This is a genomic window from Algoriphagus sp. UBA3586 (assembly GCF_002376385.1).
Taxonomy (GTDB): Bacteria; Bacteroidota; Bacteroidia; order Cytophagales; family Cyclobacteriaceae; genus Algoriphagus; species Algoriphagus ornithinivorans.
This window is the reverse complement of the sequence record NZ_DFMT01000050.1, coordinates 114,009-125,983: the sequence shown is the minus strand read 5'-3', so window position 1 is coordinate 125,983 and position 11,975 is coordinate 114,009. Positions and strand designations below refer to the sequence as shown.

The following is an 11,975-nucleotide window of genomic DNA, read 5'->3' as shown; positions in this document are numbered from 1 at the left end:
CTTTAATCAATTCTTGGAGGTGATTTCTTGGGTTGAATTGACTAGAGATGCCCAAGTTTCGGTGAGTGTTTGGAGAAAGTCTTTTCCTTTTTCTGTAATGGAATAATACTTTCTGGGCGGGCCGGACTCTGACTCCACCCAACGATACTCTACCAAAGCAGCAGTTTTGAGCCGATTGAGTAGGGGATACAAGGTTCCTTCCACCACGATCATTTGAGCTTGGGTAAGCTCATCGATCAGGTCAGAAGTGTAAACTTCCCCTCTGGAAATTATATGAAGAACACATAACTCCAGAAGTCCCTTTCGCATTTGAATTTGTGTGTTGGCGACGTTCATGATTAGTGGTTTTTTTCGGGAATTCATTCTCCCGACACTTTTATATGAATGAAAAATGATACCAATCTTTTCTAAGCTACCTTGTATAACCTAATTCCTTGCTTTATTGATGCCCTAGGTGATGCATTATTGAAATAAAACATCGATTTTGAGCTGTATAAGCAAATTTTGAATTAATTTTTTAAGTTGAAAAAAATAAATTATTTTCGGACGATGATTTTAAGATTATTTGATTTGTTAATATGCGTACATTTATGTGTCCGACTGCGAACAGATACAGGACATTTGTATGCTTATTTTCCAGGACTATAAGCTTCTAAAAGAATTTGGTTATTTTGGGATTGTGAAAGGAGACAGTACTATTCAATTTATTTTTTTCTTCCTGCTTCTGGCAATCAGTTGTCAGAGTGAAATGGCGTTCTCCCAAGACCTCACCCCTAAATATTCCAATGAATTTTTGAACATAGGAGTAGGAGCCAGAGCATTGGGCATGGGTGGAGCACAAGTGTCTGCCACTAGAGATGTGACAGCAGCTTATTGGAATCCCGCAGGATTGATGGGTGTCACTCATCAATATGAGGCTATGCTCATGCATGCTGAATATTTTGCAGGAATTGCCCAATATGATTATCTGGCTTTCACAACACCCCTCAAGAATGATAGTCAATTAGCAATTTCTTTGATCAGGTTTGGAGTGGATGATATTCCTGATACCCGATTTCTTTATGATGCTAATGGGGCGCTGAATTATAATAATATTCAGTTTTTTAATGCGGCGGATTATGCTTTGCTCCTGACTTATGCGAGGGATTTATCTGATCATTTCAAAGTCGGCGCCAATGCAAAAGTGATTCATAGAAATGTAGGAAAATTCGCAAATGCCTGGGGCTTTGGTTTGGATTTGGGTGGAATGTATGTGAAAAAGAACCTGACTTTAGGTTTAATGCTGAGGGATATCACTACGACATTTAATGCCTGGTCCCATAATGCGGAATTGGTGAGAGACATTTACTCCCAGACTAATAATGAGATTCCTGTGAATTCAGTCGAGCTTACCTTGCCTCGAGCAATTAGTAGCTTTACCTATAGTTTTGCAGTTGGGAAACAGTTCAGTCTCTTAACTGCCGTGGATTTGGATATGACCTTTGATGGGCAGAGAAATACGCTAATCTCTACCTCTCTTTTGAGCATAGATCCAAAGATGGGTTTGGAATTAGGCTATAAAAAGCTGGCCTTCTTGCGAGCGGGTGTCAGCAACTTTCAGTATATCAAAGATTTTGATGGCGAAAAGTCTATGAGTATGATGCCAAGTGCAGGTTTGGGAGTTTTGCTGAGTGAAAAATTCCAAATTGACTATGCGCTTTCTGATATAGGAAATGTTTCAGAGACACCTTATTCCCATGTGTTTTCCGTAAAAGTTTCCCTGGAAAAAATGAAGGACGATTTTCGAAAATTTAAAGGATGGACCTATTGAAAAAGCTGTTCCTTACATATCTCCTGAGTTGCCTGGCATTGGGACTTTTTGCGCAGCAGGGTGTCTGGTACTCCTATGATCAAGTCTATTATAAGATTCCGACTGCAAAGGATGGGATTTACAGAATCAGCCCTGCAACACTTCAAAGTGCAGGAATAAATCTTAGCACCACAGACCCACGAAATATTCGGATGTTTCATCGTGGAAAAGAAGTGGCAATTTATATAGAAGGTGAGCAGGACGGAAGACTCAATGAGGGAGACTATATTGATTTTTATGGGATTAGAAATGATGCTAAGCTAGACTCCATCCTTTATAGAGACGTCAAGCCTATCCCTAATCCGTATTTTAATACCCATACCGATACTACCGCTTACTTTTTGACTGTTGCTAATTCACCAGGTAAGCGAATGGCTGTAAGGGGAACTCCAGCAGCAACTGCCCCACAGATTCAGTCTTATCAATCTGAAAGACTTCAGGTATTTAGCGATCAGTATTCTCTTGGAATCAGTTATACCTTGGGCTTTCGCCTTTCTAGCTATGATCAGGGTCAAGGCTGGATGAGTTCAGTGATTTCAAAAGGAGCTACCCGCCAGGTTCCTTTTGGGGAATTAGGCGTCCCAGCATCATCAGGAGATCCTTATTTGGAAATTGGTTTGACAGGAAGATCGGCAAATGCTCATCGGGCCAGAATAACGGCTGGAGTTAGCGGGACCAGTCAGAGGCAGGTTGGGGTTCAGGACTTTTCTGGTTTTAATACTGTTTTTGCCAGAATTCCACTCAGAATGACGGATTTCAATGCCAACGGGAGTATCGTAATTTCCGTAACTCCGATTGGTCCTGAAGCTGCGGATAATATATCTATTACTTATGCTAAAATCCGCTATTCCAAAAATAAAGGAACTGGTGATTTTGGATCAGAGTTGCTAATCAATCCTGCAGGGAATCAACAGATTCAATATTCTTCTATTGCCGGGAATTATGCGGCAGTTGAAATATCAGATCCTTCTAATCCGGTACGGGTTTCCTTATCGAAAAATTCAGGAAATCTGAGCTTACAAGCTGCTGTAGAAGGAAAAGAAAGTAAAATCTGGCTTGAAAATGAAGATGTAATCCAGAAAGTAACTGAGGTAAAACCTATCAAATTCAGAGACTACCTAGGCCAAGCCGCTGATTATATTTTGGTAGGAAGTAAAGCTTTACAAAGACCTTCCAAGAATTTTCAAAATCCCTTAAAAGCATATGCGGAACATAGAGCTTCCCCTCAAGGCGGTGCTTATGATACCCTAACCTTAATCATGGAGGATATCTACGATCAATTTGGTTATGGTGAAAGATCTCCGATTGCACTTTATGAATTTTTGAAGGCCTATTATCCTGTACATAAACCTACCCATATCTTGATGGCGGGAAGAGGTTTGGCTATCTACAGTACTGCTCGTGTGGGTGGTATTACCTATTTCTATCGAAATAATCCGGCAGTGTTTACTCAGCAAGATTTAGTGCCGGTAGGTGGTTATCCTTTTTCTGATGTGGTCTTTACACTCAATTTAGATCCAGCTAACCCTGAGCTACCGGCCATGGCAATTGGGAGAATACCTGCGAAGGACTCTCAACAGCTGGAAGATTATTTTTATAAAGCGATTGAAAAGGACTTGCTGGGCTTGGAGGCTCCATGGCAAAAAGAAATCCTTCATTTGGGTGGAGGGGTCTCTGAGTTCGAATTGAACCGATATTTTAATTTTTTGAACGGGTTTAAAGGAATTGCTGAAGGACCATTTCTAGGAGGAAATGTGACCACTTATAGAAAGCGATCCAATAGTGTGGTAGAGGTTATAGATATCACAGGAGATTTGAATGAGGGAAGGTCTTTGGTGACTTTCTTTGGACATGGATCTCCGACTATTTTGGATATTGATATCGGTTTCGCTTCTGACCCAACAATCAATTATCAGAATAAAGGAAAATATCCTGTAATGCTGTTTAATGGCTGTGATTACGGTAGCGCCTTTGGCACCAATTATACTCAGGGTGAAGATTGGGTCATCACTCCTAATAAAGGAGCTTCTAATATCATGGCGAATTCAGCCATTGGGGTAGATGTGTATTTAAGAAGGTATTCTGATGCCTTTTATTTGAATGCCTTTGCCGACAGTACCAAGATCTACCGTTCTGTAGGAGAAATAAAAATGGAGGCGGAAAGGTTTTTTGTGAGCAGGTACGGTACAGCTCCGCTAAACTATTCTCACATGGAACAAATGATTCTAATGGGAGATCCAGCAGTGCGCTTATTTCCGGCGGATAAACCTGATTATTTTGTCACAGAATCTGAAGCTAGGATTGAAAGTTTTGACGATGATCCCATCTCAGCTCTTTCAGATAGTCTGAAATTGAATTTTGTATTAAGAAATATAGGAATCGTTGGTTTCGATTCCATTTCTTATCAAGTTCGAAGAAGACTTCCCTCCGGAGAAGAAATTACCTATCCAATAGTAAAAACTTCAGCTGTCAGTAGGGTGGATAGTCTTTCCTTTTCTATTCCTAACATAGGGGTTGCATCAGCTGGAGAAAACACAATTATCTTAGAAATTAATCCTTCCAGAGAAGTGGAGGAAATGTCTTTTTCCAATAATCAGATTTCCATTTCTCAATTTGTTCCTTTGAGTGGAACCCTCAATCTATACCCTCTGGAATATGGGATTGTCAATCAAAAATCCATTGATTTAATCACACAGTTGCCTGGTAATAATCCTACCGACCGGACCGTAATCATGCAAATGGATACGACTTCCAATTTCAACTCAGCTTACCGCAAAGAGATTAGATTGAGTTCTAAAGGTTTGGCAACTTGGAAAGTTGACCTTTTGCCGGGTACTGATTCAGTCACTTATTTTTGGAGAACAAAATTCCAAGAGCCACGACCGGGAGAAACCGATTCTTGGAGCAGCTCCAGCTTTTCCTTTATTCCAAATGGGCCAGAAGGCTGGACGCAAAGAACCTTCCAGCAAATCGCAGAAAACCAGTTGAGTAATCTAAACATCGATGAAGCTGAAAGAAAATTGGTTTACAAGGATGTAAATCTTGGAGTAGAAGTATTTACAGTTGGTTCTGCAGTTGATACTCTATCTTTTAGAAATACTCAGTTTTATCTGAATAACGTTCCTCAGATTATTGATAACGTCAATAATGCAAATAGTCGACTTTGCCCGAATGGATCCCTCGGCTTAGTGACCTTCCAGCAAAAAACACTTCAACCATACCTGCCTATACCAGTTCCTGGATTTGATATTTTGGACGGTCGCTCTTGTGGAAGACCACCTCAATTGATTCAAAGTATTCAAAATGCCTGGATTACCTCACCTGGGCAAACTATTTTAAGAGAGTTTACCAATAATGTGGAGCAGGGAGATTTCGTCATCATTTTCTCCGTTGGTAATGTAACATTTGATAGTTGGCCGGAGGAGGCTTATCAATTGATCAAGCAATTCGGTGCAAGTGAAGCTACACTTCGTGCCCTCAAGACTGGTGATCCTTATATCCTTTATGGAAGAAAGGGGATGAAACCAGGGGAAGCTTTGGAAATAGTAGGGAATCCAAATATGGAAGTGCCATCCAATAAGCAGACTCTTTCTTTCAAATCTCAGCTGAAAGGCTATCTGACGGAAGGCTATATTTTCACACCTAGAATTGGACCTGCCAGTTCATGGGAAAACTTTTTCCAGGCAGTGAAGGATAGACCTTGGATCAATGAGCAGGAAAAGACCTATTTTGATATTTTGGGAGTTAAAGAAAACGGCGAAGAAGAGGTGTTAATCAGCAATGAGAATTCCTCCCAATTAGATCTTTCATTTATCAATTCCCAGTCTTATCCATATTTGCGCTTGCGGTATGAGATGAATGATCCAAATTCAACTGCTCCAGCCGACCTAAAAAGATGGCAGGTGAATTATCAGGGCGTACCTGAAGGAGCGCTAATCTTAAAAAACAACCAAGATCGAGTAAATCTTAGAGAAGGAGAATCAGGTAGTTTTAACTTCGAGTTTAAAAACGTCTCTATTCACGACTTCCCGGATTCCATTCAAGTTGACTGGAAGCTGACCAATCTAAAATCCAGAAAGGTTGAATCCTTTTCCAAAAAGTTTGCCGCTTTGAAGGCAGGAGAAAGTTTTACTCATACCATAGAATTCAACTCTATAGGAAAAGGTGGGGAGAATACTTTGGAGATTTTTGCCAATCCTAGAATTCTTCGAGAACAAACTTATAGAAACAATCAAATCGAGGTGGGAACATACTTTGTTGTTCAGGAAGATGATTCTCAGTCCTTGTTGGATGTGAATTTTGACGGGATATATATCATGGATGGGGACATAGTATCTCCGACTGTTTTGATCAATGCGATATTGAAAAACGACCAATCGTTTTTGCATAAAACAGACACGGTGGGACTGGATATTTTCCTGAAAAAGAACTGTGATACCTGTGATTTTGCCAGAATAAATTTCTCCAATCCTAACTTGACTTGGACTCCAGCTAGTGATGAAAACGACTTTAGAGTTTCCTTCCAACCAGGTCCTTTAGAAGATGGAGTCTATACCCTCAAAGTTCAGAATCAGGACTCACCTATGCCTTATGAGGTTACTTTTGAAGTGGTCAATGAGTCACAGATTTCAAACTTCTATCCTTATCCAAATCCATTCAGTACCAGTGTCCGGTTTGTGTTTACTGTGACTGGTTCGGAAGTTCCGGATCAAATCAAAATTCAAATCATGACTGTGACCGGAAAGGTAGTCAGGGAGATTTTGCAGGATGAGTTAGGGCCCATCCGAATCGGGAATAATATTACCGAATACGCATGGGATGGGAAAGATGAATTTGGAGATCAATTAGCCAATGGCGTGTACATTTATAGGGTTTTGATCCGAAAAAATGGACAATTCATGGAGCACAGACCTACTGCTGGTGATCGTGGATTTACCAAGGGTTATGGCAAAATGTACTTGCTACGTTAGGCTTTAGATTTTTTCCAATTCACCCAAATTCCCCAAATACTGATTAGGAGAAAAACGAGGACAAAGCCTATTTGAATGGGATCATTCAGCTTTTCTCTCGCTCCTAAGAAGTCATTGGCTAAAATTCCTGCCAAAAAGGCCAAGATGGTCCTTGGAAGCATTCCTGGAATCCCATAAATCAACACTTTGCGAAGGGGAACCTGAAGGGAGGCAAATAGGAAATTAGAAATGGCGAATGGAATCACAGGACTGATTCGAATGAAGAAAATCAATTTGCCCTCATTGCTTTTCCTTTTTTCTAATTCGTATAAGAATTTAGGGTTTTTGGCCTCCAATAGCTCCATGAGACCGGAGTTAAATAGTTTGCCTAGATAATACCCAATGACATTCGCCATGGAATATGCGAGGATAATGGCGGGTAATCCAGTCCAGCCCAATAGGAAACCGCTAATAACAGCACTTAGAGTAGTAGGTAAAAGAGCCAGTCCCATTACCAAACTTGCAATCAAGATAAAGAAGAAATAACCAATCCAGGAAAGGGAATCAAAGGTTAGCAGCAGTTGGTAATTTTTTAGGATCCATGCGCTGCCCAAAGCAGGACAAACTACCACCCATAACCAGCTTAAAGTTGCTAAAGGATAAATTTTTAGGTAATCGGGAAAGAAGTTGAAAATACTGCCCTTTTTTGTCATATTTGGTTACCCTTAATGAGAGTTATCTCACATCAGTACAAGTATACAGGAAGGAATTTATTAAAGCCTAAGCCTGTTCGGATATTGTATCAACGAATAAAAATAATCTAATGAAATCCAGCACGACGAGAATGACACACACAGGGATGACCCCATGTATCGGGGAAACTGTGCGACCTGCCTGCCGCAAGCAGGGATTCCATATGGCCATTAAAGAACAAATTATAATCATATGAAATTCGGTACCAAAGCCATTCATTCCGGTGTGGAGCCTGATCCCTCTACCGGTGCTATAATGACTCCTATTTATCAGACCTCTACCTATGTGCAGCGGTCTCCCGGCGATCATCAGGGATATGAGTATTCTCGTACACATAATCCTACGCGAACAGCCCTTCAAAATAATTTAGCGGCCTTGGAAAATGGAAAACATGGAATTTGTTTTTCTTCCGGCTTAGGGGCAATAGATGCTGTAATCAAGCTGTTTAATCCAGGGGATGAAATTATCAGTACCAGTGATTTGTATGGTGGTACTTACCGCTTGTTTACCAAGGTTTATGAAAAGTATGGGATCAAATTTCACTTTGTACCCATGACAAATGTTGATTTGGTTGCCGAAAAAATCAATGAGAATACCAAAATGATTTGGGCTGAGACTCCTACCAATCCCATGATGAATATTGTGGATTTGAGAGCACTGTCTAAGTTGGCTAAAGGGAATAATTTGTTATTGGGTGTGGATAATACTTTCGCTTCCCCGTTTTTGCAAAACCCACTGGACTTGGGAGCTGATATCGTAATGCATTCCGTTACCAAATACTTGGGAGGTCACTCTGATGTAGTGATGGGAGCCTTAGTGGTGAATGAGGATGAATTAGCTCAGAGATTAATTTTTATCCAAAATGCATGTGGTGCCGTTCCTGGACCTCAAGATTGTTTTCTGGTATTGAGAGGAATCAAAACCTTGCATATCAGAATGGAGCGACATTCTCAAAATGGAAAAACTATCGCAGCTTATTTAAAAAATCATCCGAAAGTAGAAAAAGTATATTGGCCTGGATTTGAAGATCATCCTAATCATGATATCGCAAAAAGTCAAATGAGAGATTTTGGAGGTATGATTTCATTTTCACTTAAGGGCAATAAACTGGAAGACGCCAGAAAAGTGATGGAAAGCTTCAAGCTTTTTTCTCTAGCAGAATCACTGGGAGGAGTAGAGTCTTTATGTGGTCATCCTGCAACCATGACCCATGCCAGCATTCCTAAAGAGGAAAGAGAAAAAGTAGGATTGGTGGATTCTTTAATTCGTTTAAGTGTGGGAATTGAAGATGCTGAAGATCTGAAAAATGATTTGGCTTTTGCCTTGTCAAGAATCTGATTAAGCTAAAATTTTCTGAAACAAGCTTTGAGCCTGCTTTTCAACTTTGGAAGTCAGGCTCTTTTTTTCTGCGTGGAGGTCTTTCACCCATGCGATGTATTTTTTAGACACATCTTCTTTATCTGAAAGAAAATGAGTCAGGGATTGTAACTCCAAGTGGTTGGCATACCAGGGTTTGAGATTTTCTTTCAATCCTTCCATCTCTGCATGAATACTGTCTATAAAAATGGAATTGAAGCCCAAATACAGTAATAGATTCTCCAGCATGATAATTTTTCTCAAGCCTTCAAAAAGATCTTTCAAGGCCTTGCTGTCCAGTCTTTGTCTTTGATTGATGTGGAAAAACTCCAACTCTTCCTCAATTAACTGATTGATAGCAGTATTGATGGTCAAAGGCTTGATTTGTTTACTGGCTTCTTGAGATTTTGCCAAAAACTCATCCCAGACTTTCAGGGAACTGCCAACTACCATATCAAAGGTTTCGGAATAAAGTCCCTTTTTGTGCTTGTCAACAAATGTAGAATAAGAATTATAGGTCAGATCCTGATTCAATTCTCTTTGCCTTAATCCTTTTTCAACCAGCTTTAAATGATTGATTTTTCTCAGGTTCTTTTGAAGCTTGCTGAAGGGTGCGAAAAAATCGAACTGCAGGCTTTCCTTTTCAAAATGGATTTTAGCCAAAAGATCCCCATACACTTCCAGAAAACTTAATTTCCCGTAAAGTTCTATGGCTTTCTTGGACTTAATTTGTTTTCCAAGCGTCAGAAATAGCTCCTTAGCCTCGGCATGTTGCTGCTCAAAAGCCTGGAAAATAGGAGAGATTTTCACCTGCATGAATTAGGAAATTCGTACTAAAGTTGCTCCGTAACCCCACTGATCTTTCTGTGTGTCTTGAAAGTACTTAATATTTCCCAATTGACTCAATCGCTTATGAATTTCTTTTCTCAAGACCCCATTTCCTATTCCATGAATAAAGGTGATTTCATCCATTCCGGATTGAATAGCTTGATCCAATTTCCTTTCGAATGTTTCTAGCTGAATCCGTAATTTCTCAGAATTACTCATGGAATGATGATCTTCCACCAGCTCTTCAATATGAAGGTCAATGCTTCTTGCAGGCTTCGTTACTGGTTTTTCCTCCGGCTTGGGATTAAGCTGCTCCAACTCGTAGTTCAAGGAACGAATATCCAGTTCTTTGGTAGTCTGTTCCAAGTGGAATAAATAAGCGGATTTATTCAAAAAAGGAGCTGTACTTAAATGCTTGAAAAATTGGGTTGGCTTGATTTTTAACTGCCTTTCAAAAGGAGGAATTCCTTTTTCCAGTTTTTGTTGAATAGGAATAAAACGCAGCAAAAATGCCGGCCATTCGTCCATTTCTTTCAACAGTCTATCGTCAAATTTTTTGGCAATCCCAGGTTTAACTTGTTCTGCCAAAAGAGTTCTCTGATTATTACCGAATACCTCAGACACATGAACCAAATAATCTTGCTTCGAATCATTGATCAGATATAAGCTGAGGTTTTGATCATTGACAGGAACAAATGCTAAATAAATTCCCTGATCTTTGGGAGCGGAAATAGCCTGAGGTATTTCCGAAAAATCTTCCTGAACTTTACTCTCACCAAAATAGGATTTTTCTACTTCAGAAATGACGACCGCTTCAGATTTCATGGCGGGAATTACAAAACCATCCTCAATTTCAACCTCTATTCTCCCACTTGAGGATATTTTTCTGATTATCCCTTCTTCTTTGCCATGTAGTAATCTTACTCGGTCTCCGATATTCATTGATCCAATGCTTTTTTATAAGTGTCCAGTGCTCTTTGCCTGGCAAATTTATGGTCTACAATCGGTTTTGGATACTTATCAGTTCCAAATTCCGGTACCCATTCTTTAATATACTTCAAATCTTTATCAAACTTTTCAGTTTGCGACTCTGGGTTGAATACCCTGAAATAAGGCTGTGCATCTGTTCCGGTTCCTGCAGCCCATTGCCAGCCCCCATTATTAGAGGCCAATTCATAATCCAATAATTTGGCAGCAAAGTAAGCCTCACCCCATCTCCAGTCAATCAACAAATGTTTGGTCAGGAAAGATGCCACAATCATTCGTACCCTATTGTGCATGTAGCCTGTTTGATTCAATTCCCTCATTCCGGCATCGACAATAGGATATCCAGTTTTCCCCTCACACCAGGCCTTAAATTCTTCCTCGTTATTTCTCCACGGAATTTGATCATAAGCGGGTTTGAATGCTTTATCAACTACCTGAGGATTATAGGCCAAAATAGTCATATAAAACTCTCTCCAAATCAATTCATTGAGATAGGTGTCATTTAGCTTTGCAGCATCCAAAGCCAGCTTTCGAATGGAAATAGTCCCAAAACGAAGATGAATTCCCAATCTACTAGTACCATCTTTTGCAGGATAGTTTCGGGTTTTGTCGTATTCAGAAATCAAATCCTTATCAACTGTATTGGAAGGAATTGGGATATCAGTTTTTTCAAATCCAATATCTTCCAAACTCGGAAGTGAAAACGGTTTTGTTTCATAGAGATTTTTCCAGTGAAAATAGGAGAGAGGCTCTATTTTCTGTTTTTTGAATTCCTCCAGCCAAACTTTGCTGTAAGGAGTAAAGACTTTATAAAACTCTCCCGATCCATTTAACACCTCCCCGGGTTCAAAGATCATTTGATCCTTGAATGTGTAAAATTCAATGTCTTTTTCCTTCAAAAATTTCTCCACCTCCTGATCGCGTTCCTTAGCATAAGGTTCATAATCTCGATTGGTATACACAGAGGAAATCGAATATTCTTTGCAAAGCTCTTGATAGACCTCTAATGGCTTCCCATGTTTTACCAAAATGGAGCTTCCTTTGTCCTTTAATTCATCTTGAATTAAGGTGATTTGCTCATGGATAAACTGAACCCGGGCATCTTGTTTATCTTCCAGCTTGTCTAAAATATTGCTGTCAAAAATGAAAAGGGGCAATACATTTTCTTCCTGCTGCAAAGCATAATACAAGCCCGTATTGTCTTCGAGTCTCAGGTCTCTACGAAACCAGAAAATTGTGATTTTTTGCATGGA

The 11,975-nt window shown here is 39.8% G+C and carries 8 protein-coding genes; 3 read left to right on the top strand and 5 right to left on the bottom strand.

Going from position 1 to position 11,975, the window contains the following annotated elements:
* Window positions 1-6: 6 nt before the first annotated feature.
* Window positions 7-336: a PadR family transcriptional regulator gene (locus B2906_RS18570; protein WP_091649714.1), complete on the bottom strand. Its 330-nt coding sequence runs from the start codon at window positions 334-336 to the stop codon at window positions 7-9.
* Between the two features lie 412 nt (window positions 337-748).
* On the opposite strand from B2906_RS18570, the gene B2906_RS18565 reads away from it, so the two are divergent.
* Window positions 749-1,810, top strand: a complete 1,062-nt coding sequence (locus B2906_RS18565) for a PorV/PorQ family protein (protein ID WP_091649718.1) — start codon at window positions 749-751, stop codon at window positions 1,808-1,810.
* A complete protein-coding gene (locus B2906_RS18560; protein WP_219956535.1) occupies window positions 1,798-6,819 on the top strand; it encodes a C25 family cysteine peptidase in 5,022 nt (1,673 codons plus the stop codon). The genes B2906_RS18565 and B2906_RS18560 overlap by 13 nt, the downstream gene beginning before the upstream one ends.
* Here the strand turns inward: B2906_RS18560 and B2906_RS18555 are convergent.
* Window positions 6,816-7,511: a TVP38/TMEM64 family protein gene (locus B2906_RS18555; RefSeq protein ID WP_219956534.1), complete on the bottom strand. Its 696-nt coding sequence runs from the start codon at window positions 7,509-7,511 to the stop codon at window positions 6,816-6,818. The two genes, B2906_RS18560 and B2906_RS18555, sit on opposite strands and share 4 nt — an antisense overlap.
* Before the next feature lie 232 nt (window positions 7,512-7,743).
* Between B2906_RS18555 and B2906_RS18550 the strand changes: the two genes are divergently transcribed.
* Entirely contained in the window at window positions 7,744-8,889 is a 1,146-nt protein-coding gene (locus B2906_RS18550; protein ID WP_219956533.1) for a cystathionine gamma-synthase, read from the top strand.
* Here B2906_RS18550 and B2906_RS18545 read toward each other — a convergent pair whose 3' ends face one another.
* From B2906_RS18545 to B2906_RS18535, 3 genes are read right to left on the bottom strand one after another with little or no spacing between them, the layout of a single operon-like run.
* Window positions 8,890-9,723, bottom strand: a complete 834-nt coding sequence (locus B2906_RS18545; RefSeq protein WP_219956532.1) for a hypothetical protein — start codon at window positions 9,721-9,723, stop codon at window positions 8,890-8,892.
* A gap of 3 nt (window positions 9,724-9,726) precedes the next feature.
* Window positions 9,727-10,677, bottom strand: a complete 951-nt coding sequence (locus tag B2906_RS18540) for a Smr/MutS family protein (protein ID WP_219956531.1) — start codon at window positions 10,675-10,677, stop codon at window positions 9,727-9,729.
* On the bottom strand, window positions 10,674-11,972 hold the full coding sequence (locus B2906_RS18535) for a cryptochrome/photolyase family protein (RefSeq protein ID WP_219956530.1): 1,299 nt from the start codon (window positions 11,970-11,972) through the stop codon (window positions 10,674-10,676). The genes B2906_RS18540 and B2906_RS18535 overlap by 4 nt, the downstream gene beginning before the upstream one ends.
* Between the last annotated feature and the right edge of the window lie 3 nt (window positions 11,973-11,975).